This window comes from Luteipulveratus halotolerans, from assembly GCF_001247745.1.
GTDB lineage: Bacteria > Actinomycetota > Actinomycetes > Actinomycetales > Dermatophilaceae > Luteipulveratus > Luteipulveratus halotolerans.
In genome coordinates this window covers 381,130-402,325 of the sequence record NZ_LAIR01000002.1, presented here as the reverse complement: position 1 = coordinate 402,325, position 21,196 = coordinate 381,130, and the positions used below count along the sequence as shown (strand labels likewise).

General features: G+C 70.7%; 26 protein-coding genes. 10 read left to right on the top strand and 16 right to left on the bottom strand.

Annotated elements, in window-relative coordinates:
* Positions 1 to 6: 6 nt before the first annotated feature.
* Positions 7 to 615 (bottom strand): histidine phosphatase family protein, encoded by a 609-nt coding sequence (locus VV01_RS02415; RefSeq protein WP_231635302.1) that lies wholly within the window; start codon positions 613 to 615, stop codon positions 7 to 9.
* A gap of 42 nt (positions 616 to 657) precedes the next feature.
* Positions 658 to 1,218: an MmyB family transcriptional regulator gene (locus VV01_RS02410; protein WP_050668493.1), complete on the bottom strand. Its 561-nt coding sequence runs from the start codon at positions 1,216 to 1,218 to the stop codon at positions 658 to 660.
* Between the two features lie 156 nt (positions 1,219 to 1,374).
* Between VV01_RS02410 and VV01_RS02405 the strand changes: the two genes are divergently transcribed.
* Entirely contained in the window at positions 1,375 to 1,812 is a 438-nt protein-coding gene (locus VV01_RS02405; RefSeq protein ID WP_050668492.1) for a VOC family protein, read from the top strand.
* 23 nt (positions 1,813 to 1,835) lie between these two features.
* Here VV01_RS02405 and VV01_RS02400 read toward each other — a convergent pair whose 3' ends face one another.
* Positions 1,836 to 3,707 (bottom strand): ABC transporter ATP-binding protein, encoded by a 1,872-nt coding sequence (locus VV01_RS02400; protein WP_157508715.1) that lies wholly within the window; start codon positions 3,705 to 3,707, stop codon positions 1,836 to 1,838.
* A gap of 82 nt (positions 3,708 to 3,789) precedes the next feature.
* Between VV01_RS02400 and VV01_RS02395 the strand changes: the two genes are divergently transcribed.
* Positions 3,790 to 4,245, top strand: coding sequence for a MarR family winged helix-turn-helix transcriptional regulator (locus VV01_RS02395; protein WP_050668490.1), 456 nt, complete (start codon positions 3,790 to 3,792; stop codon positions 4,243 to 4,245).
* Between the two features lie 55 nt (positions 4,246 to 4,300).
* The gene (locus VV01_RS02390) at positions 4,301 to 5,071 is read left to right on the top strand and encodes an inositol monophosphatase family protein (RefSeq protein WP_050668489.1); all 771 of its coding nucleotides are present in this window, start codon (positions 4,301 to 4,303) and stop codon (positions 5,069 to 5,071) included.
* Here the strand turns inward: VV01_RS02390 and VV01_RS02385 are convergent.
* The 5 genes from VV01_RS02385 to VV01_RS02365 all read right to left on the bottom strand — a co-directional run bounded on the left by VV01_RS02385 (position 5,068) and on the right by VV01_RS02365 (position 8,964).
* On the bottom strand, positions 5,068 to 6,378 hold the full coding sequence (locus VV01_RS02385; protein ID WP_197274975.1) for an RNA polymerase sigma factor: 1,311 nt from the start codon (positions 6,376 to 6,378) through the stop codon (positions 5,068 to 5,070). The two genes, VV01_RS02390 and VV01_RS02385, sit on opposite strands and share 4 nt — an antisense overlap.
* Complete coding sequence (locus VV01_RS02380) at positions 6,375 to 6,791, bottom strand: YciI family protein (protein WP_050668488.1); 417 nt, start codon at positions 6,789 to 6,791, stop codon at positions 6,375 to 6,377. Before VV01_RS02380 ends, VV01_RS02385 begins: the two co-directional genes overlap by 4 nt.
* Before the next feature lie 29 nt (positions 6,792 to 6,820).
* Positions 6,821 to 7,360: a dihydrofolate reductase family protein gene (locus VV01_RS02375; RefSeq protein WP_050668487.1), complete on the bottom strand. Its 540-nt coding sequence runs from the start codon at positions 7,358 to 7,360 to the stop codon at positions 6,821 to 6,823.
* A gap of 123 nt (positions 7,361 to 7,483) precedes the next feature.
* Entirely contained in the window at positions 7,484 to 8,473 is a 990-nt protein-coding gene (locus VV01_RS02370) for an o-succinylbenzoate synthase (RefSeq protein ID WP_050668486.1), read from the bottom strand.
* Positions 8,470 to 8,964, bottom strand: a complete 495-nt coding sequence (locus tag VV01_RS02365; RefSeq protein WP_050668485.1) for an NUDIX hydrolase — start codon at positions 8,962 to 8,964, stop codon at positions 8,470 to 8,472. Before VV01_RS02365 ends, VV01_RS02370 begins: the two co-directional genes overlap by 4 nt.
* Positions 8,965 to 9,068: 104 nt before the next feature.
* On the opposite strand from VV01_RS02365, the gene VV01_RS02360 reads away from it, so the two are divergent.
* From VV01_RS02360 to VV01_RS02345, 4 genes are all read left to right on the top strand, one after another.
* Complete coding sequence (locus VV01_RS02360; RefSeq protein ID WP_050668484.1) at positions 9,069 to 9,440, top strand: hypothetical protein; 372 nt, start codon at positions 9,069 to 9,071, stop codon at positions 9,438 to 9,440.
* Positions 9,437 to 9,808, top strand: a complete 372-nt coding sequence (locus VV01_RS02355) for a hypothetical protein (protein WP_050668483.1) — start codon at positions 9,437 to 9,439, stop codon at positions 9,806 to 9,808. The genes VV01_RS02360 and VV01_RS02355 overlap by 4 nt, the downstream gene beginning before the upstream one ends.
* Positions 9,809 to 9,810: 2 nt before the next feature.
* Entirely contained in the window at positions 9,811 to 10,164 is a 354-nt protein-coding gene (locus tag VV01_RS02350; protein WP_157508714.1) for a hypothetical protein, read from the top strand.
* A gap of 106 nt (positions 10,165 to 10,270) precedes the next feature.
* Entirely contained in the window at positions 10,271 to 11,212 is a 942-nt protein-coding gene (locus VV01_RS02345) for a 1,4-dihydroxy-2-naphthoyl-CoA synthase (protein ID WP_050668481.1), read from the top strand.
* Between the two features lie 55 nt (positions 11,213 to 11,267).
* On the opposite strand, the gene VV01_RS02340 is transcribed toward VV01_RS02345, so the two are convergent.
* From VV01_RS02340 to VV01_RS02310, 7 genes are all read right to left on the bottom strand, one after another.
* Positions 11,268 to 11,903: a hypothetical protein gene (locus VV01_RS02340; protein WP_050668480.1), complete on the bottom strand. Its 636-nt coding sequence runs from the start codon at positions 11,901 to 11,903 to the stop codon at positions 11,268 to 11,270.
* Positions 11,904 to 11,979: 76 nt separating this feature from the next.
* Entirely contained in the window at positions 11,980 to 12,417 is a 438-nt protein-coding gene (locus tag VV01_RS02335; RefSeq protein ID WP_050668479.1) for a hypothetical protein, read from the bottom strand.
* A 131-nt stretch (positions 12,418 to 12,548) separates the two neighbouring features.
* Positions 12,549 to 13,553, bottom strand: a complete 1,005-nt coding sequence (locus VV01_RS02330) for a sulfate/molybdate ABC transporter ATP-binding protein (RefSeq protein ID WP_050668478.1) — start codon at positions 13,551 to 13,553, stop codon at positions 12,549 to 12,551.
* A complete protein-coding gene (cysW, locus tag VV01_RS02325) occupies positions 13,550 to 14,386 on the bottom strand; it encodes a sulfate ABC transporter permease subunit CysW (protein WP_050668477.1) in 837 nt (278 codons plus the stop codon). The genes VV01_RS02330 and cysW overlap by 4 nt, the downstream gene beginning before the upstream one ends.
* The gene (gene cysT / locus VV01_RS02320) at positions 14,383 to 15,297 is read right to left on the bottom strand and encodes a sulfate ABC transporter permease subunit CysT (RefSeq protein WP_050668476.1); all 915 of its coding nucleotides are present in this window, start codon (positions 15,295 to 15,297) and stop codon (positions 14,383 to 14,385) included. The genes cysW and cysT overlap by 4 nt, the downstream gene beginning before the upstream one ends.
* Entirely contained in the window at positions 15,298 to 16,347 is a 1,050-nt protein-coding gene (locus VV01_RS02315; RefSeq protein WP_050668475.1) for a sulfate ABC transporter substrate-binding protein, read from the bottom strand.
* A 135-nt stretch (positions 16,348 to 16,482) separates the two neighbouring features.
* On the bottom strand, positions 16,483 to 17,226 hold the full coding sequence (locus VV01_RS02310) for an SDR family NAD(P)-dependent oxidoreductase (protein ID WP_050671670.1): 744 nt from the start codon (positions 17,224 to 17,226) through the stop codon (positions 16,483 to 16,485).
* A gap of 59 nt (positions 17,227 to 17,285) precedes the next feature.
* Between VV01_RS02310 and menE the strand changes: the two genes are divergently transcribed.
* From menE to VV01_RS02295, 3 genes are read left to right on the top strand one after another with little or no spacing between them, the layout of a single operon-like run.
* Positions 17,286 to 18,446: an o-succinylbenzoate--CoA ligase gene (gene menE / locus VV01_RS02305; protein WP_050668474.1), complete on the top strand. Its 1,161-nt coding sequence runs from the start codon at positions 17,286 to 17,288 to the stop codon at positions 18,444 to 18,446.
* A 27-nt stretch (positions 18,447 to 18,473) separates the two neighbouring features.
* Positions 18,474 to 18,728 carry a PLD nuclease N-terminal domain-containing protein gene (locus tag VV01_RS02300; protein WP_050671669.1) on the top strand — a complete coding sequence of 85 codons (255 nt, stop codon included), beginning with the start codon at positions 18,474 to 18,476 and terminating at the stop codon, positions 18,726 to 18,728.
* Between the two features lie 51 nt (positions 18,729 to 18,779).
* Positions 18,780 to 19,664, top strand: a complete 885-nt coding sequence (locus tag VV01_RS02295; RefSeq protein ID WP_050668473.1) for a 1,4-dihydroxy-2-naphthoate polyprenyltransferase — start codon at positions 18,780 to 18,782, stop codon at positions 19,662 to 19,664.
* 138 nt (positions 19,665 to 19,802) lie between these two features.
* On the opposite strand, the gene VV01_RS02290 is transcribed toward VV01_RS02295, so the two are convergent.
* Positions 19,803 to 21,173, bottom strand: a complete 1,371-nt coding sequence (locus tag VV01_RS02290; protein WP_050668472.1) for a GH1 family beta-glucosidase — start codon at positions 21,171 to 21,173, stop codon at positions 19,803 to 19,805.
* Positions 21,174 to 21,196: the final 23 nt, after the last annotated feature.

Below are 21,196 nucleotides of genomic sequence, written 5' to 3'. Positions count from 1 at the left end.
AGCCCCTCAGACCGTCGACTTGTCGGTGGTGCCCGGCCACGTGACGACCTGCCAGCGGTCACGGCTGACGTCGACCTCGGCAGGGACGCAGTTGGGCAGGAAACGCTGGGCCGCGAGGTCGTCGCGGACGTTGTCGGACAGCCGCGGGATCACCAACGACATGACCCCACCATGGCTGAAGGCGAGGACCGTCTCGCCGGGGTGGGCGTCGGCGATGCGGTCGAGCGCCTCGCGCACCCGCGCCACGACCTGGTGGCCGTTCTCACCGCCGGGGATGCCGACGTCGAGGTTGCCCGAGAGCCAGGCGTTGAACACCCGCTGCGCCCGCGGGTCGTTGTAGGGCACGCCGGCGAGGTCGCCGACGGCGTACTCCTGCAGGCCGTCGACCGCGAGCTCGGGCACCCGCAGCATGGCTGCGGCGATCGAGCCGGTCTGCACCGAACGCTGCATGTGGCTGGTGTAGACCGCGCTGATGCCACGGTCGGCGAGCGCGCCGGCGAGGCCGGTGGCCTGCGCGCGACCGGTCGCCGTCAACCAGCCGCCGTCGTCGCTGAGCACGCCGTGCACGGCGTACTCGGCGTCGCCGTGACGGGCCACGAGCAGGCGGGTGGGCATCGTCACGCCCACACCCTATGTCGGGTCGACGCCCCGCGCGGGTCAGGCGCTCGCGGCGGCCGCGCGCTCGCGTCGGTGCTGGTCGACGTGGGCGTCGACGGGCGCCAGACGCTGCTCGGAAGGCATGGTCAGCAGGCGGCGCAGCCGGCCCGCGGCCTGCTCGCCGCTCGGGGTGAACACCTGCACCCACGCCCCCGCCGGCGCCGGCAGCGCCAGACCGGTCATCGTCAGGTCGATGTCGCCGACGGCCGGGTGCCGGACCGTACGGATGCGCAGCGCAGGCGTCGCGACGTCGTTGCGCTCCCACATGCGCGTGAACTCATCACTCGCCCGGCACATCCGGTCGATGAACGCGTGCCACTCGGGGTCGTCGACGTTCTTGCCGTACGCGGCCCGCAGGTAGGCGACCATCCGCCCCACCTCGTCGGCGCGCGTGACGAACGGGTTGCAGCACTCCTGGAGGGTGAAGATCTCCCACAGGATGTTGCGCTGCCGCCCCTCGGCGTCGGTCCTGCGGCAGCGGGGGAAGAGGCGCTCGTACGCGTCGTTGTGGGCGAGCAGGTCGTACCTCGCGCTCACGACGCTCGCCGGCAGACCCGACATCCCGTCCAGGCATCACGCTCGTGGTCGAGGGCGTCGCCCTCCTCGCGGCGGCTGCGCTGTCCTGGCGAGCCACCCGCCCCACCCCGGCTCGCCGATAGTGCAAGCCAGGAAGGAAGCGGACGCGTCCGGTCCGCTTGACCGAGCAGGCTGGCCTTTATGAGCCATCGCATCCAGATCGTCATGGACACCCGCGACGCACACACGCTGGCCGACTGGTGGGCCGACACCCTGGACTGGGTCGTCGAGCCCAGCGACCCGGCGTTCATCCGGTCGATGATCGAGCAGGGCCGCGCCACCGAGGCCGACACCACGACCCACGGCGGGCAGCTGGTGTGGCGCGGCGCCGCAGCGATCTGCCCCGCCGACCAGGTCGAACGTCCCGACCGGCTGCGCATCCTGTTCCAGGACGTGCCCGAGGCCAAGACCGTCAAGAACCGCCTGCACTGGGACGTGCGGATGGGTGACGACTTCGCGACCGCCCGCGAGACGCTCGAGGCGCGCGGTGCGGCGTACGTCGACACCCGCAGCCAGGGGCCGTTCACCTGGCACGTGATGACCGACCCCGAGGGCAACGAGTTCTGCGTGACGCCCTGACTCGACCAGGCATGGCCGAGAGGTCAGGCGGGTACGCCGGTCGGCTCGGCCTCCCGGTCCGTCACCTCTCCCTGGGCCGCGACCAGTGCGGCGTAGCGACCATCGCGGGCCATCAGCGACTCGTGCGAACCCACCTCGACCGCTCGGCCGTGGTCGAGCACGACGATGACGTCCGCGTCGCGCACGGTCGAGAGGCGGTGGGCGATGGTGAGCGTCGTACGCCCGTGGCTGAGGGCGTCGAGCGCGTCCTGGACAGCCCGCTCGGTGCGGTTGTCGAGCGCGCTGGTCGCCTCGTCGAGCACGAGCACCTTCGGATCGCGAAGGATGGTGCGCGCCAACGCGATTCGCTGCTTCTCGCCCCCGGAGAACCGGTACCCGCGCGCACCCACGACCGTGTCGTACCCATCAGGCAGGTCGACGATCAGGTCGTGCACCTGGGCCGCGCGGGCGGCTCGCTCGATGTCGGCGTCGGTCGCATCAGGCCGGGCGTAGCGCAGGTTCTCGCGGATGGTGGTGTGCAGCAGGTAGGTCTCCTGGCTGACCACACCGACGAGCTCGGCCACGGTCGAGAGGCGCAGGTCGCGCACGTCGTGACCGTCGATCCGTACGACGCCCGCGGTCGGGTCCATCAGCCGCGACACCAGGCCGGCCAGCGTCGACTTGCCCGAGCCGGTCGCGCCGACGAGAGCGACATGGCTTCCTGCGGGTACCTCGAGGGAGACGTGCGACAGAGCGTCACGGTCGGCGTCGGCGTACCGGAACGACACGTCGTCGAGGGTGAGGTGACCACGAACGTCGTTGCGCGACAACGTGATCGGCGACTCGGGGTCGGCGACCTCGACGGTCATGTCGAGGTACTCGAAGATACGGCTGAACAGCGCCATCGAACTGGTGACCTGGACTCCGACGTTGAGCACGCCCATCAGCGGACGGAACAGCGCGGCCTGCAGACCGGTGAACGCGACCAGCGTGCCGATCGTCATGCCACCGCTCGTGGCCGGCAGCCCCGCAGCCAGGTAGATCATCGCCGGGATCGCCGCGAAGATCACCGACATCGACGCCATCCGCCACCGACCGGCGAGCTGCGACTGCACCTCGAGGTCGGTCAGCTGGAGCGAGGTGTCCGAGAACCGTTGCGACAGCTGCGGGCCCGAGGCCAGCGTCTTGCTCAGCTGGACGCCGCTGATCGACAGCGACTCCTCGATCTGGGTCTGCAGGTCGGCGAGCGCGCGCTGGGCGCGAGCCGTGACCGTACGCCGCATGCGCGCGACGCGACGCGTCAGGTAGATCGCCGGCGGCAGCACGATGAGGCTGAGCAGGGACAGGCGCCAGGACAGCGCGACCATCGCGACCGCCGTACCGACCGCAGTCGTGACGTTGGAGGCGATCGACGTGGCCGAGGAGGTCACGACCGACTGCATACCGTTGATGTCGTTGGTGAGTCGCGACTGCAGCTCGCCACCGCGCGTACGGGTGAAGAACGCGAGCGGCATGCGCTGCAGGTGGGTGAACACGTCGGTGCGCAGCCGGTGCATGATCCGCTGGCCGATCACGGTGGCGAGCCAGGTCTGCACGACGCCGAGCACGGCGGTGACGACGGTGATGGCGAGCATCAGCGCGACCAGGGTGACCAGCAGGCCGACGTCCTGGTGCGGGATCGCGTCGTCGATGAGGTGCTTGGTGATGAACGGGTTGGCCAGGCCGACGAGCGACGTGGCGACGATGAGGCCGGTGACGACGGCCAGGCGGCCGCGGTACGGGCCGAACAGGGCGCCGATGCGCCGCAGGCTGACGGGGTGCTCCTGCAGCTGGCGCTGGTCGAGCGGGTCCTTGCGTGCACCGACGCCCGCTCCCCCGCGGCCGCCGCGCACTCCTTCGTGCATGGGGGCGGTCATACGCATCCCCTTTCGTCGATCAGAAAGTCTTTGTGAGGTTACCTCACTATCCTGTAACCACAGGATCGGTAGGATCATTCCCATGCCTGCCGACCAGCCCGACCGCGACCTCGGTTCCCTGCTGGTCGAGCTCACCCGGCTCATCCGCCGTCGCTCGCTCACCGCCCTCGAGCCGTTCGGGCTGTCGCCCGCCCAGGGCCGCGCGTTCCGCGTCATCGCCCACCACGAGCGGGCTCACGACGACGAGCTACGACTGTCCGGGCTCGCCGAGCGGCTGCGCATCGCACCCCGCTCGACCACGGAGGTCGTCGACCGGCTCGAGGAGCTCGGGCTCGTACGCCGCACGCCGAGCCCCACCGACCGACGCGCCACCGTGCTGGGCCTGACCGCCAAGGGCTCCCGGCTGCGCGCGTCGATGGACCGGGCCCGCGTCGAGGGGACGGGTGACCTGTTCGCGGCCCTCACCCGAGCCGAGCGCGACCAGCTCGAGCACCTGCTCACCAAGGCCCTCGCCGCCGCCGACGACGATCACGTGTGACGCAGATCGCCCGGGCCGAGCGGCACCGTCGTACGGGCTCGGGCAGACTGGCCGCGTGGACTCCGATGCCGTCCTGGCCATGCTGCAAGAGGTCGCCGCCGAGGTGATCACGCCGCGCTTCCGCCGGCTCGCCGAGGGCGAGGTGATGGAGAAGAACCCCGGCGACCTGGTCACCGTCGCCGACCACGAGGCCGAGGAGATCATCACCCGACGCCTGCGCGAGGCCTACCCCGATGCGCTGATCCTCGGCGAGGAGGCCGCATCGGCCCATCCCCGGCTGTTCGACGAGCTGACCTCCTCCGACCACTGGTTCACGGTCGACCCGGTCGACGGCACCAAGAACTTCGTGCACGGCTCCCCCGACCACGCGGTGATGGTCAGCGAGGTCCACGGCCGCGAGATCGTGCGCGCCTGGATCTGGCAGCCCGAGCTCGGCCACGCCTACGTCGCCGAGCACCAGGCCGGCGCCTATCTCGACGGCGAACGGCTCACCCTGCGTACGCCGCCCGCCCTCGACTCCCTGCGCGGTGTCACCTCGGTGCGCTCGCAGGTCGGCACCTCGCTCGGCGACCTGCCGCCGCTGGACCTGTCGTGGGTGTGCTGCGGCGTCGACTACCCGCAGCTGGTCACCGGTGGCACCGACTACATCGTCTACGGCCGCACCAAGCCGTGGGACCACGTGCCGGGCACGCTGCTGACACGCGAGGTCGGCGGCTACGTCGCGCACACCGACGGGAGCCCCTACCTCCCGGCCGACATGCACGGCGCCCTCCTGGTGGCCGCCGGCCCCGAGGCGTTCGAGAAGGTCCAGGCGCTCCTGCCCTAGAGCGCGTCGCGCCGCGCCTCCAGCAGCTGACGCTCGCGCACACTCGGGCAGCGCTCGACCGCGGTCGCGAGCTCGACACGCGCCTCGTCGGCGCGGCCGAGCCGACGCAGCAGCTCGCCGCGCACGAGCGGCAGCAGGTGCGAGTGCGGCAGGGCCTCGGCCGCGATGAGCTCGTCGACCAGCGGCAGTGCTGCAGCCGGGCCGTCAGCCATCGACACCGCGACCGCCCGGTTGACGGCGACGACCGGCGAGGGCGTGAGCGCCAGCAGACCGTCGTACAGCACGACGATGCGCGACCAGTCGGTCGCCTCGGCGGTCGGTGCGATGTCGTGGCACTCGGCGATCGCGGCCTGCAGGCCGTACGGCCCGAGCCCACGCCCGACCCGCTGCGCCGCCACCAGCGCCGCCCGCCCCCGGCGTACGGCCGCGGTGTCCCAACGGCGCCGGTCCTGGTCCTCCAGCAGCACGGGGTCGCCGGCCTCGTCGACACGAGCCGGGAAGCGCGCGGCCGTCAGCTCCAGGAGCGCGAGCAGGCCGTACGCCTCGGCCTCGTCGGGCATCAACCGGGTCAGCACGCGCGCGAGGCGGATGCCCTCACGTGCCAGGTCGTGGCGGATGACGTCGTCACCGGCAGTGGCGGACGAGCCCTCGGTGAAGATCAGGTAGATCACGCTCAGCAGACGCCCGAGTCGCTCGCGGCGCTCGCCCGGCTCGGGCACCTCGAACGCCACCCGCTCGGCCGCAATCGCCTTCTTGGCCCTGGTGATTCGCGCCTGCACGGTGGCAGCCGGCACCAGGAACGCGCGCGCGATCTCGTCACTGGTCAGACCACCGACGACGCGCAGCGTCAGCGCCACGCTCGCCTCGCGCGACACCACGGGGTGGCAGGCGATCAGCATGAGGGCGAGCACGTCGTCGTCGACGCGGTCAGGGTCGGCGAGCACCTCGACGTCCTGCCGTTCGTACGCCGGTGCGCCGGCTGCCGCCTGCCCCTCACCGAGCTCGTGGGCGAGGGTGGAGTAGCGGTCACGCTGGGTGGCGTTGCGGCGGAACGTGTCGATGGCCCGTCGCTTGCCGCAGGTCAGTAACCACCCGGCGGGCTCCTTCGGTACGCCGTCGCGCGGCCAGGTCACGAGCGCCTCGGCCAGCGCCTCCTGCGCCAGGTCCTCGGCCAGCGCGAAGTCGCCGGTGTAGCGCGAGAGCGTCGCGACGATGCGCGCCGACTCGATGCGCCACACCGCCTCGACGGCGGCCCGGCCGGAGGACGTCGTCCTGCCGGCCGGGCGCGCGCTGCGTCGGTCGGTCACAGCTGACCGGTCTCCTCGCGCCAGGCCTTCTCCTTCTTGATCCACGGGTTGTCCTGCGGGAACTCGTCGATCGTCGTGACGCGTCGGATCTCGGTCTTCATGCCGGGGCCGGCCATCGGCATCCGCTTGGCCCACTCGACGGCCTCCTGCTCGGACGCGACGTCGAGCAGGTAGAACCCGCCGAACAGCTCCTTGGTCTCGCCGTACGGCCCGTCGGTGACGAGCGGCGTCTCACCGGAGTGGTCGACGACGACACCCGGAGCCGGGTCGAGGCCCTCGGCCGCGAGCAGCACACCGGCCGAGATGAGCTGTTCGTTGAAGCCGCCGACGATCTCGAGCATCTGCTCCATGTCGACGTCCTGGAACTGCCCCATCGTGGTGTCGTCGGCCCGCATGATCAGCATGTACTTCATGGTCGTATCTCCTTGGTGGTGAAAGGTTTTCAGGACTGGGTGGGTCGGTAGACGAGGTAGGTGACGCCGGTGGAGAGAGCGCGCGAGTCGGCCAGCTTCAGCTCGTGCTTGTCGCCGCCCTCGAACAACCGCTGACCCGCGCCGACGACGACCGGGTGCTGCAGCAGGTGCAGCTCGTCGAGCAGGCCGTTCGCCAGCAACCACCGGACGGTGGTCGCGCTGCCGGAGAGCACGAGGTCCCCGTCGATCGAGTCCTTGAGCTGCTGGATCGCGGCGACGTCGCCCGGCACGACGGTCGTGTTGTTCCACGTCGGGTCCTGCAGCGTGCTGGAGACGACGTACTTGGGGTGGCTGTTGAAGAAGTCGACGAAGTCGCCGTCCTCGCTCGTCGGCCAGTACGCCGACCACTCGTCGTAGAGCTTGCGGCCCATCAGAAAGGCCTTGTTGGTCGCCATCCCGGCGCCGACGATCTCGCCCATCTCGTCGTTGAAGTACGACATGTGCCAGGTCTCGGGTGCCTCGACGACGCCGTCGAGCGAGATGAAGAAGTTGCTGACGATCTTGCCCATGACCGGGTCCTCCCAGGTGGTGGCGGGCCCTCGTGGCCTGCCCTTCACCCCTCGGTCGAACGGTATCGACGCCGATCGACACGTCTCGCGAACTTTTTCGAAGAAAGTTTCTGCGAGGGCCGGTCAGCCGAGCTCGGCGTACGCCGCGGCGAGCCTGCGACGCCAGTGGTTCAGCCGCTCGGCCGGCGCCTCCCACCGGTCGACCAGCTGGTCGTCGACGACCACCTCACGCGTCGGCAGCACCCCGCCGTGCGGCACGAGGCTCTCCCGGGTCACGTCAGCAGCGAGCAGCTCGACCGTGCCGAGCCCGCACGCGAACGGCAGATCCGGCAACGCGGCGGCGAGCGCGACGCCCGCGGCCATGCCGACCGAGCTGTCGAGGGCGCTGGAGACGACCACCGGGATGCCGCATTCGTGCGCGACGGCGAGCGCGCGGCGTACGCCACCGAGCGGAGCGACCTTCACGACGGCGACGTCGGCCGCCTTCATGCGTACGACGCGCAGCGGGTCCTCGGCCTTGCGGATCGACTCGTCGGCCGCGACGAGGACGTCAACACCGTTGCGTGCCAATGCAACTCGCAGGTCGCGCAGCTCCTCGACGGTCGTGCACGGCTGCTCGGCGTACTCCAGCCCGTACGCCGACAGGCGGCTCAGCGCATCGCTCGCCTCGTCGACGGACCAGCCGCCGTTGGCGTCGACGCGAATGCGGGCGTCCGCGCCCATCACGTCACGAACGGCCGCCACGCGATCGAGGTCGTCCTGCACCGACTGGCCGCGTTCGGCCACCTTGACCTTGGCGGTCTCGCAGCCGTCGTACCGCGCGAGCACGCCCGCGACCTGACCGGCGTCGACGGCAGGAACGGTCGCGTTGACCGGCACCTCGTCGCGCACGGCAGCCGGCCAGCCGTCGTACGCCGACTCGATGGCCGCGAGCAACCAGCGTGAGGCCTCGGCTGCGTCGTACTCCAGGAACGGCGCCCACTCGCCGTAGCCCAATGGCCCTCGTACGTAAGCGATCTCGCGTTCGAGCACTCCACGGAAGCGAGTGTGCAGCGGGAGCCGGACGACGCGCAGCCCGTCGACGAGCTCGTCGAGTGACGGCCGCGCGCTCACGCCGTACGCCCCTCTCGCCCGAACAGCACGTGCGGCCCGGGGTCCAGCGCGAGCCGCAGGTGCGACCGGAACCGGTCGTTCAGCTCGGGCAGCTCATCGAGCGCGAACCATCCGACATCGGTCGACTCGTCGTCACCCACCGACGCCTCGCCCGACACCCACCGGCACCGGAAGGCGTGGTCGAGGTACTGCGCCTGATCGCCGTTGGGGTAGGTCGTGGTCGACAGGGCCTGCACCGCGAGCAACCGCTCGACCTGGATGCGGACGCGCGCCTCCTCGAAGGCCTCGCGCACGGCCGTGACGTCGGGCTCCTCGCCCGGGTCGGTCATACCGCAGATCGGAGTCCACTGGCCGTTGTCGGACCGCCGGACGAGCAGCAGCTGGGTCGCGCCCTCGTGCTCGCGCACGACGTACGCAGTCGCACCCGGCAGCCACAGCAGCCGGGTCCCGATGTGCTCGCGCAGCTCGGAGATGTACGGCGGGATCGGCATGGCTCGACCCTACGGGCGCCGCGGGACCACGCGGGCGCAAGCCCTCACGGGTGTCGCGTAGCACTACTCATGGCACACGCCCGGCAGGCCGGAAGGCTTGCCTCGTGACCACGACACCAGCACCCCAGCCCACCTCGACCCGCTCCGGGACAGCCGACAAGATCAGCGCGTTCGTCCTGGGCGTCCTGCAGCTCGTCATCTCGTACGGCACGTTCATGGTGTGCGCGCTGTCGTTCGGCATGTCGTCCGACTCCTGCAGCTCCGAGGCCGTGTGCGACCGGATCGAGCAGTCCGCGTCGTACGCCACCGGCCTCGTAGCGCTCTCGATCGTCGTCGCGGGCGCCGTCTGCGCGTTCGGGCTCGACCGCGCCGAGCGCCGCGGGACCCCTCGGGCAGTGTGGCCCGCGTACGGCATCGCGATCGTCATCGGCTCGGCCGTCGTCGGCTCGCTGATCATGAGCGTGGCGATCCCGTGACCACGCCCCCTGCACCCCGGCCCACCTCGACCTCGACCCACAGCACCGCCGACATCGTGTGCGCCGTCGTGCTCAGCACGATCCAGGCGTTGCTGTCCTTCCTCGCGTTCGCCTTCTCCGGGCTCTTCATGATGGCGTCCGACTCGTGTGGCTCCCCGGCGGAGTGCGACTCGATCGAGCAGACCGCATGGATCGCGATGTTCGTCGTCTGGGGCTCCATCGCGGTGGGGGCCGCGATCACGTTCGCGGGCATGATCCACGCCGGCCGTCGCCACCAGTACATGTCGCTGTGGCCGGTCTTCGGCACTGTTGCCGTGGTGCTCGGCTTCTTCCTCGGCTTCGGCATCGTCAGCTCGACGGGAGCGTGAACATGACCACCCAGGTCAGCGATGGCAGGCGGAGCACCGCCGAGACCGTCACGGCCGTCGTTCTCGGCGTACTCCAGATCCCACTCGCGCTCCTGGCCTGCGCGACCGCTGTGGTGGTTGCGCTGACGCTCCACCCGTGCGCGACGACCACGTGCCACAGCACCCAGCAGAAGGAGATCGGGGCGGCAGGCGTCGTGCTCGCCTCGGCCGTCATCGCCGCCGCGGTCACGATCGGTGGCATCGCGTACGGCGTCCGTCGCCACAGCGCCATCGCGATCTGGCCGATGCTCGGGCTGACCGTGCTCCTGGTCGGTTTCGCGGCCGGCTACGGCCTGACCAGGGAGACGGGCGCATGACCAGCACACCGGCGGCCCGCTCGGCCCTGCTTGCGGCCGAGGCCGCCTCCGCCTGAGCACCACCATCAGGACCAGCGCTCGGCCGCCACGTCATACAGTCGGGCGCGTGACTGACGCAGCGAGCACCACCAACCCGTTCGACCCCGACGCCTGGGACGTCGTCCCCGGGTTCGACGACCTGACCGACATCACCTACCACCGGGCCAAGGACGTCGGCTGCGTGCGCGTCGCGTTCGACCGGCCCGAGGTGCTCAATGCGTTCCGTCCCCACACGGTCGATGAGCTCTACCGCGTGCTGGACCACGCCCGGCGTACACCCGATGTGGGCTGCGTCCTGCTCACCGGCAACGGGCCCGGGCCCGCGGGCACCGGCTCGGCTGGCAAGTGGTCGTTCTGCTCCGGCGGCGACCAGCGCATCCGGGGCCGCTCCGGCTACCAGTACGCCGACGGTGAGACCGGCGACACCGTGGACGAGCGCCGGGTCAAGGCCGAGGGCGGGCGGCTGCACATCCTGGAGGTCCAGCGCCTCATCCGCACGATGCCCAAGGTCGTCATCGCGGTGGTCGGCGGCTGGGCGGCCGGCGGCGGGCACAGCCTCCACGTCGTGTGCGACCTGACGATCGCCTCGCGTGAGCACGCCCGGTTCAAGCAGACCGACGCCGACGTGGGCTCGTTCGACGGTGGCTACGGGTCGGCGTACCTCGCCAAGCAGGTCGGCCAGAAGTTCGCTCGCGAGATCTTCTTCCTCGGCCGCACCTACTCCGCCGAGGACATGCACCGCATGGGGGCGGTCAACATCGTCGCCGACCACGCCGAGCTCGAGGTCGAGGCGCTGCAGGCCGCCCGCGAGATCATGGGCAAGTCGCCGCAGGCGCAGCGGATGCTGAAGTTCGCGTTCAACCTGTCCGACGACGGTCTGATGGGTCAGCAGGTGTTCGCGGGCGAGGCGACCCGACTGGCATACATGACCGACGAGGCCGTCGAGGGCCGCGACCAGTTCCTGCAGAAGCGCGAGCCCGACTGGTCGCCCTTCCCCTGGTACTTCTGACCCGGGGACGATGTGACCCTGGCCCCCGGACAGCGCAGGCTGTCAGGGGCCCTGGTCACGCCGTACGCCGCTCCACGAAGCTCCAGCGCTCCCCCAGCGGCGGCAGCTCGCAGCAGATCAGGTGCAGCTGCCCGAGCACCCAGCCACCCGAGATGCTCCGGTACGCCGGCCCCGGCGTACCGGCGACGCGGCGCCCGCGGTCGAGTGCGCGCTGCAGAAGGTGCAGGTCGACCTGTGCCGTCGGTGCGCGAAGCAGTAGATCGACTGTGTCGAGGACACCCGCGCCCACACCGTCCGTCAGATCGGGAGAAGGGTCGCGGCGCGAGCGCCAACCTCGGAGTGCGTGGAACGCGCCGACACGCTCATCGCCCGGCCACCTCGACGGGGAGGTCGGCGTGACCTCGTCGACCCAAGGGCGACGGAGCCCGGACCGTTTGCGGCGACAGCGCAGCGCGGAGTACTGAATCTCAGCTGCCAGCCGGGCATCGCGGGCGCTCACGAGGAGGTCCAGGGCGGGCAGGAGGAAGGCTGGGTCGCGGCGCTGCACACGCGTCCGTTGCTCGAGGTAGGACAACGTCCCGTTGAACCCGAGCGGCTGCTCCAGACTGATGGCCGAGCCCAGAGCGTGGAACCGCCACGCCAGTGGCAGGTCGCTGTCGCGCACACGGCGGGCTTCCACCCCGAACCCCATGGCCAGGCACGGTAGCGGGTCCACACTGAGGGGCCGTCGTCCACCGCACGGACGACGGCCCCTCAGCCGTCTGGGTTCAGGCGCTGCACTGCCCGATCAGCGCACCGATCGCGTCGCCGTAGGCGAGCTCACCGTGGTCGATGCCCTTGCCGTTGGAGCCAAGTCCCTTGGCATCCATGTTCTTGTTGTGCTCGGCGATCACGCCGTCCTGGCCCTGGGCCTGCTTGATCCCGAACACGAACGAGCTCGGGATCCCGGCAGCGGGAGCCTTCTCCTCGACACAGGCTGCAAGCGGTTCGGGCAGCCCGATGAACTCGGTCAGCACCACGTGCAGCGGCACGGACGCCCAGGCCTGAGACTTCGTGCCGGCCATGGCGTTGCCCTGGTCGGACCGGCTCGCGTTGAAGCACTCGTGAGCGAGCGCGCCGCCCGCCGTCCCTGCGACCAGCCCGGCCGCGATGCCCACTGCTGCGACGCCGCGCAGCGCACTCCGTCGTACGTCGATCATGGTCATGCCCTCCCGTAAGGCTCGCGCCCTCGCGCGAGCACGGGACTGAAACTAGCGACCCCTTATACCCTTTCGTTACTTAGTATGTGATATGGGCAATATTTGAAAGGAAAGGTATCGGGAGGTCGCCGCGTCACTCAGACGGCGAGCGCCGGGTCGATCTCCTCGGGCGGCAGCGGTCGGGTCGGGCGTACCCACACCGTGTCGCCCACCTCCAGGCCGAGCCGCTCGTCCTCGGCCCGCGTCACCTGCGCCGAGAACCGCTCGTCCGAGGCGACGTCGCGCAGCTCGACCCGCACCTCGAAGCCCAGGCGCACGACGCGGTCGACGACGGCCTCGGTGACCGAGATCCCTTCAGCACCAACGGTTTCGGAGGACGGTCGATCGCGGACCACCTCGATGTCGTGCGGTCGGACGAGCCTGCCGTCGAGCCGCGACACCGAGCCCAGGAACGACATGACGAAGTCGTTGGCGGGCCGCTCGTAGAGGTCGTCCGGCGTGCCGATCTGCTCGATGCGCCCCTTGTTGAGGACGGCGATGAGGTCGGCGACGTCGAGCGCCTCCTCCTGGTCGTGGGTGACCAGCACGGTGGTGACGTGCACCTCGTCGTGCAGCCGGCGCAGCCACTGCCGCAGGTCGGCACGCACCTGCGCGTCCAGAGCGCCGAACGGCTCGTCGAGCAGCAGCACCTGCGGGTCGACCGCGAGCGCCCGCGCGAGGGCCATCCGCTGCCGCTGACCACCCGACAGCTGCGCCGGGTAGCGGTGCTGGAACCCGCCGAGCCCGACGATCTCCAGCAGGTCGTCGACCTTGTGGGCGATCTCGGCCTTGGGCCGCTTGCGGATCTTGAGCCCGAACGCCACGTTGTCGCGCACGGTCATGTGCTTGAACGCCGCGTAGTGCTGGAAGACGAACCCGATGCCCCGCTTCTGGGCGGGCACCCGCGTCACGTCCGAACCCTGGATGACGACGGCACCGGTGTCGAGCTCCTCGAGGCCGGCGATCGCGCGCAGCAGCGTGGACTTGCCCGATCCGCTCGGGCCCAGCAGTGCGGTCAGCGAGCCGGCCGGGACCTCGAGACTGACATCGTCGAGGGCGGTGAAGTCGCCGTACGTCTTGTGAGCAGCAGAGACCGTGATCATGCGTCGTCCTTCGTTCGTGCGGCCTTCTTCGCGCCGAGCCGCTTGCCGTGCAGGGCGGTCATCAGCAGCAGCGTGACCAGGGCCAGGCCCATCAAGAGGGTGGCGGCGGCGTACGCGCCGTGGGTGTTGTGGTCGTCGATGTAACGCGAGTGCACGAGCAGCGTGAGCGTCTGCGAGACGCCCGGGAAGCCGGACGAGACCATGATGACCGCGCCGAACTCGCCGAGCGCCCGCGCGACGGTGAGCACGACGCCGTAGGTCAGACCCCAACGGATCGCGGGCAGCGTGATGCGCCAGAACGTCTGCCAGCCGGTCGCGCCGAGGGTGGCGGCGGCCTGCTCCTGCTCGGTGCCGATCTCGTGCAGCACCGGCTCGACCTCGCGGACGACGAACGGCAGGGTCACGAACGCCGTCGCCAGCACCATGCCGGGCAGGCCGAAGATGACCTTGAAGCCGGTGCTCTCGATGCCTCCGAACCAGCCGCCCGCGCCCCACAGCATGATCAGCGAGACGCCGACGACGACGGGTGACACCGCGAACGGCAGGTCGACCACGGCCTGCAGCAGACCGCGACCACGGAACCTGCCGCGTACGAGCGCGAGCGCCGTGACGACCCCGAACACCACGTTGAGCGGTACGACGATCGCGACGATGAGCAGCGAGAGGTTGAGCGCCGAGATGGCGGCCGGCGTACGGATGGAGTCCCAGAACACGCCGAAGCCGGGCTCGAACGTGCGCCACAGGATGAGCGCGATCGGCACCGCGAGGAGGAGGCCGAGGTAGCCGAGTGCGACGGTGCGCAGGGTGATGCGCACGGGGGCCGAGGTCTTCATGAGCTGCGCTCCTCACGTCGGCGGCCGCGCCCGGCGAGCACGCGCAGCACGAGCAGCGTCGCGAACGCGATCAGCAGCAGCGCCACCGAGACGGCGGCGGCGTTGACCGGCTCGTCGATCTCGATCTGCTGCTGGATGTACTGCGAGGACACCTGCGTCTCGCGCGGGATGTTGCCGCCGATGAGCACGACCGAGCCGTACTCGCCGATGGCGCGCGCGAAGGTCAGCCCGCCGCCGGAGATGATCGCGGGCAGCAGGGTCGGCAGCACCACCTTGGTGAACGTCGTCCAGCCGCTCGCACCGAGCGAGGCAGCGGCCTCCTCGACCTCGCGGTCGGCCTCGATCAGCACCGGCTGCACCGAACGCACCACGAACGGCAGCGTCACGAACGCCAGCGCCACGATCAGCGCCCAGCGAGTCGCGTTGATATGGATGCCGATCGGGCTGTTCGGTCCGTACAGCGACAGCAGCACGATGCTGGCCACGATCGTCGGCAGCGCGAACGGCAGATCGATGAGGGCGTCGACGATGCGCTTGCCGGGGAACTCGTCACGCACGAGCACCCAGGCGATCAGCGTGCCCATCACGACGTTGACGAGCGCGACGACGACCGAGACCAGCACCGTCGTCCGCAGCGACGCGAGCGCGGCGGGAGCGGTGACGGCGTCCCAGAACCCGCCGAACCCGTGGCCGAACGACTTCACGGTGAGCGCCGCGAGCGGCAGCAGCACCATGACGCTCAGCCACAGCGTGACGACGCCGACGCCGAGCGGACCGGTGTGGCCGGTGGCGCGCGCGACCCCGCGCCGGGCTCGGCGCGGGGTGCGGGCCGGCGTACGACGGTCGCCGGGGTCATCAGGCGAAGGCGCCGGTGTGGCGCCCCCGCCCTGACGTGAGGTGGTGACAGCCACTTACTGGGTCGCCTTGTCGTAGATGACCGCGATCTGGCCGGTGCCCTTCTTGAACAGGCCGCCGTCGACGGTCTTCCAGCCACCGAGGTCCTTGATGGTCCACAGCTTCTGCGGCTGCGGGAACTGCTGGGCGAACTCCTTCGCCACGGTCGGGTCGACCGGTCGGAAACCGGCCTGTGCCCAGGCGCGCTGCCCGGCCGGGGTGTAGAGGAAGTCGCGGAAGGCGTTGGCCTGTGCAGCGTGCTTGCTGTTCTTGAGCACGGCCACGGGGTTCTCGATCTTGAACGTCTGCGGCGGCGTGACGTGCTCCACGGCGTCGCCCTTGCGCTCGGAGAACAGCGCCTCGTTCTCGTAGCTGAGCAGCACGTCGCCGGTGCCCTGCAGGAAGGTCTCGGTCGCCTCGCGGCCGGACTTCGGCTGCACCTTGACGTGATCGCTGACGAGCTTGTCGATGTACGCCAGGCCCGCCTTGGGGTCCTTGCCACCGTTGCTCTTGGCGGCGTACGGCGCGAGCAGGTTCCACTTGGCGGAGCCGGAGGAGAACGGGTTGGGCGTGACGACCTCGACGCCCGGCTTGAGCAGGTCGTCCCAGTCCTTGATGCCCTTGGGGTTGCCCTTGCGGGTGACGATCGTGACGACCGAGCCGAACGGGATGCCCTGGTGAGCGTCCTTGTTCCAGCTCGGGTCGACCAGGCCGGCGTCGACGAGTCGGGTGATGTCGGGCTCGACCGAGAAGTTCACGACGTCGGCCGAGGCGCCCGCGGCCACCTTGCGTGACTGGTCGCCCGACGCACCGTACGACTGCTGGAACGTCACGCCCTTGCCCGCCGGCGTCGCGTTGAACGCCGGGATGACCTTGTCGAAGCCCGGCTTCGGCACGGCGTACGCGAACAGGTTGAGCGTCGTCCCGCCCTCGGGCGCGGCGCCGCCCTTCCCGGAGGCTGCCGGGGAGTCGACCGAGTCGGAGGCGCCGCCACCGGAGCACCCGGCCAGCGCCATGGTCGCGGCGGCGGCCGCCGCGGTCAGGACAAGTCTGCGGGGATGCTTCACGGGAACTCCTCGGGTCCAAGGGCGGCCCGCTGTGGGCCGCACCGGCACGCAGGAGTGTCTTATAGGCGTAAATTACCGGTCAAATAACCGCCAATTATGTCTCGGCAGATGGACCGCCGAGCCTTCGGCCGGAGCTCAGCTGGAGCGGCGGTGCACCTTGTGCTGGGCGGGCTGCGACCGCGGTCGCACCACCATCGAGTCGATGTTGACGTGCTTGGGGCGGGTCGCGACGAAGGCGACGCACTCGGCGATGTCCTCCTGCTGCAGCGGGTCGACCACACCGGCGTAGACCGCAGCGGCCTTCTCGGCATCGCCGTGGAAGCGCACCAGCGAGAACTCGTCCGACTCGACCATGCCCGGGTCGATCTCGCAGATCCGCACCGGCTGGTCGTACATCTCCAGGCGCAGCGACCCGAGCATCGCGCGCACCGCGTGCTTGGCCGCGACGTAGCCGCCGCCGCCTTCGTACGACACGTGCCCGGCGACCGAGCCGATCACGATGACCTCGCCCTCACCCGTGATCAGCGCGGGCATCAGCGCCTGGACCGAGGCGGCCACCCCGATGACGTTGGTCTCGTACATCGTGCGCCACTCATCGAGATCGGCGTCGACGACGTGCTCGGTGCCGAGCGCACCACCGGCGTTGGCGACGAGCACGTCGAGCCGGTCGCCGACCTCCCGCGCGAGTGCGGCCAGGTCGTCCGCCTTCGTGACGTCGCAGGTGACGGCGCGGCCGTCGATCTCGGCGGCGAGCGCCTCGATGCGGTCGGTACGCCGCGCCGCGCAGATCACCTCGAACCCCTCGGCGGCCAGGCGTCGGGCACTCGCCCGACCGATCCCGCTGCTTGCACCGGTCACCACTGCGAGAGGACGCGTCATGGTCGCCATTGTTCACCTGGCGTGCGGGCGCACCCGGCCCGGCTCGTACTGTGAGAGCCGTGCCCCAGCTCGAGCCGTTCGCCGTCGACCCCGCCCGCCTCCCGGCGTACCTCGAAGCCCTGGCCCGTGTCTTCGACGGCAGCGGCCCGGCCCTGCTCCCCTACGCCGCGGGTACGCCGGAGCCGCGGGTCTCGTACGACGCCGCCGACCTGCCCGACGACCTCGCGCTCGTGATGAGCACGTCCGGGTCGACCGGTGAGCCCAAGCGCGCGATGCTCACGCGGGCCAACCTCGAGGCCGGCGCCCACGCCACACACGCCCGCCTCGGTGGAGCCGGGCAGTGGCTGCTGCCGATGCCGGCTCATCACATCGCCGGCACCCAGGTGCTCGTCCGCTCTCTCGTCACCAGCGCCAACGCGATGCTGATGAACCTCGAGAACGGTTTCACCGCAACGGATTTCGCCGACGCCGTCGCATGGATGATGCCGTCACGTCGATACACGGCGCTCGTGCCGACGCAGCTGACACGGCTGCTCGACGACCCCGACGCCACCGCGGCGCTGCAACGGTTCGACGGGGTCCTGCTCGGTGGCGCCGCGTCGTCGCAGACCCTGCTCGCGCGCGCGACCGACGCCGGCGTCACCGTGCTCCCGACCTACGGCATGAGCGAGACCGCAGGCGGGTGTGTCTACGCCGGTCGCCCCCTCGACGGCACCACGGTCACGATCGCCGACGACGGGCGCATCGGCCTGAGCGGACCGACCGTCGCAGCGTGCTACCTCGGTGACCCCGCTCGTACAGCAGCCGCCTTCGACGTCGACGACACCGGCCGGCGCCGGTTCTGGACCGACGACGTGGGCGAGCTCGCCGACGACGGGACCCTCCACGTGCTCGGCCGGCGTGACGACCTCATCACCACCGGCGGGCTGAAGGTCGCCCCGCGCGTCGTCGAGGACGCGGCCGTCTCCCTCGCCGACATCGCCGAGGCCGTGGCGGTCGGCACCCCGGACGCCGAGTGGGGGCAGGCGGTCAGTCTCGCCGTCGTACCCGCCGGTGGGTCGACCCCGTCGCTGCGCCAGGTACGCGACCGGCTGCGCGACGCGTTGCCGGCCCACGCCCTCCCCCGGCGGCTGCTCGTGCTCGACGCGCTGCCCACCCGCGGCCCCGGCAAGCCCGACCGCGCTGCTCTGGCTGCCGACACCGGGTGGCAGAATCTCTAGCCCGGCCGGTCGACAGAGAGGGCAATGATGGCTCGCGTGGTCCTCGCCCTGCTCGTCCTCGGAGTCGTCGTCTACTCGCTCGTCGACTGCATCCAGACCGATGAGTCCGAGCAGCAGCACCTGCCCAAGCTCGTCTGGATCGCACTCATCGTGATCGCCCCGCCGTTCGGCGCCATCGCCTGGATCCTCGTCGGCCGACGCCGCCGGCGTCCCGTCCAGCGGCCGCGACCCTCGGGTCCGCGCGGCCCGGACGACGACCCCGACTTCCTGCGCGGCCTCTGACGCCGCGGCCTCCGCCCGCCTCGCTCGTCCGACCTCACCAGGAGTACACCTATGGCCACCCTGCAGGAGTGGGTTCAGGGAGCCCGCCCGCGCACCCTCCCGGCGGCGATCGCACCCGTGGCCGTCGGCACCGGGCTCGCCTACGCGATGCGCGACGCCAACCCGGGGTACGCGCTGCTCGCCCTGGTCGTGTCGCTCGCTCTGCAGGTCGGGGTCAACTACGCCAACGACTACTCCGACGGCATCCGCGGAACCGACGACGTCCGCGTCGGGCCGGTCCGACTCGTCGGCCAGCGCCTCGCTCAGCCCGGCAACGTCAAGCTCGCGGCGTTCCTCGCGTTCGGGGTCGCCGGCCTGGCCGGGCTCACCCTGATCACACTCTCGAACACCCCGTGGCTGCTGCTCATCGGGGCCCTGGCGATCATCGCCGCCTGGAAGTACACCGGCGGCAAGAACCCTTACGGCTACCTCGGCCTCGGCGAGGTGTTCGTGTTCATCTTCTTCGGGCTCGTCGCCGTCCTCGGCACGACCTACACCCAGACCAAGCACCTCGACGGCGCCTCGTGGGCGAGCGCGTGCGGTGTCGGCGCGATCGCGTGCGCGGTGCTCGTCGCCAACAACCTGCGCGACATCCCCGGCGACACCGAGTCGGGCAAGCGCACCCTCGCCGTACGCCTCGGCGACCCTGCCACGCGCGTCCTGTACGTCGTCCTCGTCCTCGCGTCCGCGGCGTGCGTCGTCATCGCCGCACAGACCTACGAGTGGGCCTACCTCGGCCTGATCGCCCTGCTCGCTGCGGTCGTCCCCGTCCGCACGGTCGTCACCGGCCGCAAGGGACGCGACCTGATCCCGGCGCTCGCCGGCACGGGCATGTTCCTGCTCGCGTACGGCGTCCTGCTCGGGCTCGGCCTGTACCTCACCTACCGCCTCGCCTGACCCTCCCGCCCCTTCACGAAAACCGTCTGTCCGGCACTCCATGGACTGCCGGACAGACATACTTCGACGCCGTCGTGCACGAATCTCGTCTGGTCGGCAGTGCATGCGCTGCCGACCAGACGAGATTCGTGCGAGAGGTCAGGGGTGGCGGGCCTTGATGAGCTGCTGGAACCAGCGGTAGGAGTCCTTCGGCGTACGCACCTGGCTGTCGAAGTCGACGTGCACCAGACCGAACCGCTCGGTGTAGCCCTCGGCCCACTCGAAGTTGTCGAGCAGCGACCAGACGAAGTAGCCGCGGACGTCGACACCGGTGTCGATCGCAGTCGCCACCGCCGCCAGGTGCTCACGGTGGTACGCCACCCGGCGCTCGTCGTGAACCCCGCCGTCGGCGGCCACGACGTCGTGGAAGGAGCAGCCGGACTCCGTGATGTAGACGGGCGGGAGCGCGTCGCCGTACCGCTCGTGGAACGTCACCAGGATCTCGGTCATGGCCGACGGCACGATCGGCCAGCCGAAGTCGGTCGTCGGGTGGTCCGCGATCTGGCGAGGCTCGAAGGGCAGACCTGCGGGCACGGGCGCGCCCCCGACCGCAGCCGGCCCGTCGGGTGAGCCGCCCGGAGCGCCGACGAGCGACGGCGCGTAGCAGTTGATGCCGTACCAGTCGAGTGGCGTGGAGATGATGCGCAGGTCATCGTCGACCGGCCCCGGCATCGCCTCGGCGAAGCCCTCCGGGTAGGCGCCGGTGAGCACGGGGTCGGCGAAGAGCCGGTTGACCAGCCCGTCGTAGAGATCGGCGGCCTCGCGGTCGGCGTCGGACGACGACGCGGGCCAGGTCGGGGCGTGGTTGGAGGCGATGCCGACGCTGTCGCAGCCGGCGGAGCGCAAGGCCTGCACGGCCAGGCCGTGACCGAGCAGCAGGTGGTGTGCGACAGGCAACGCTTCGAAGCCGAGCTGCAGGCCGGGTGCGTGCAGACCGGTCGCGTAGCCGAGCATCGTCACGACCATGGGCTCGTTGAGCGGCATCCACATCTGCACCCGGTCACCGAGCCGCTCGCCGACGATCGCCGCGTAGTCCGCGAGCCGTAGCGCCGTCTCGCGTGACTGCCACCCTCCGGCGTCCTGCAGTGCCTGCGGCAGGTCCCAGTGGAACAGCGTTGCGGCCGGGGCGATGCCGGCGGCGACGAGCTCATCGACGAGGCGGTCGTAGAAGTCGAGACCCGCGGCGTTGACCTCACCCGAACCCGTCGGCAGCACCCGCGGCCAGGCGATCGAGAAGCGGTACGCGTCGAAGCCGGCGTCCTTCATCAGGGCGATGTCGCCGGCGTACCGGTGGTAGTGGTCGCAGGCGGTCTCGCCGGTCTCACCGTTCTTGATGCGACCGGGCTCGGCGCAGAACGTGTCCCACACCGACCGGCCCCGGCCGTCCTCGTCGACGGCGCCCTCGACCTGGTACGACGCCGTGGCCGTGCCGATGGTGAATCCGGTGGGCAGCGCAGGGAAGTCGCTCACGCCGTCGAACGTATCCCGTGCCG

Excerpts from the sequence above, each read along its gene's own strand:
- VV01_RS02415 (WP_231635302.1), bottom strand. The coding sequence starts at position 615 with ATGCCCACCCGCCTGCTCGTGGCCCGTCACGGCGACGCCGAGTACGCC.
- VV01_RS02410 (WP_050668493.1), bottom strand. The coding sequence starts at position 1,218 with ATGTCGGGTCTGCCGGCGAGCGTCGTGAGCGCGAGGTACGACCTGCTC.
- VV01_RS02405 (WP_050668492.1), top strand. The coding sequence starts at position 1,375 with ATGAGCCATCGCATCCAGATCGTCATGGACACCCGCGACGCACACACG.
- VV01_RS02400 (WP_157508715.1), bottom strand. The coding sequence starts at position 3,707 with ATGACCGCCCCCATGCACGAAGGAGTGCGCGGCGGCCGCGGGGGAGCG.
- VV01_RS02395 (WP_050668490.1), top strand. The coding sequence starts at position 3,790 with ATGCCTGCCGACCAGCCCGACCGCGACCTCGGTTCCCTGCTGGTCGAG.
- VV01_RS02380 (WP_050668488.1), bottom strand. The coding sequence starts at position 6,791 with ATGAAGTACATGCTGATCATGCGGGCCGACGACACCACGATGGGGCAG.
- VV01_RS02375 (WP_050668487.1), bottom strand. The coding sequence starts at position 7,360 with ATGGGCAAGATCGTCAGCAACTTCTTCATCTCGCTCGACGGCGTCGTC.
- VV01_RS02365 (WP_050668485.1), bottom strand. The coding sequence starts at position 8,964 with ATGCCGATCCCGCCGTACATCTCCGAGCTGCGCGAGCACATCGGGACC.
- VV01_RS02350 (WP_157508714.1), top strand. The coding sequence starts at position 9,811 with ATGACCACCCAGGTCAGCGATGGCAGGCGGAGCACCGCCGAGACCGTC.
- VV01_RS02340 (WP_050668480.1), bottom strand. The coding sequence starts at position 11,903 with ATGGGGTTCGGGGTGGAAGCCCGCCGTGTGCGCGACAGCGACCTGCCA.
- VV01_RS02335 (WP_050668479.1), bottom strand. The coding sequence starts at position 12,417 with ATGACCATGATCGACGTACGACGGAGTGCGCTGCGCGGCGTCGCAGCA.
- VV01_RS02330 (WP_050668478.1), bottom strand. The coding sequence starts at position 13,553 with ATGATCACGGTCTCTGCTGCTCACAAGACGTACGGCGACTTCACCGCC.
- cysW (WP_050668477.1), bottom strand. The coding sequence starts at position 14,386 with ATGAAGACCTCGGCCCCCGTGCGCATCACCCTGCGCACCGTCGCACTC.
- VV01_RS02310 (WP_050671670.1), bottom strand. The coding sequence starts at position 17,226 with ATGACGCGTCCTCTCGCAGTGGTGACCGGTGCAAGCAGCGGGATCGGT.
- VV01_RS02300 (WP_050671669.1), top strand. The coding sequence starts at position 18,474 with ATGGCTCGCGTGGTCCTCGCCCTGCTCGTCCTCGGAGTCGTCGTCTAC.
- VV01_RS02295 (WP_050668473.1), top strand. The coding sequence starts at position 18,780 with ATGGCCACCCTGCAGGAGTGGGTTCAGGGAGCCCGCCCGCGCACCCTC.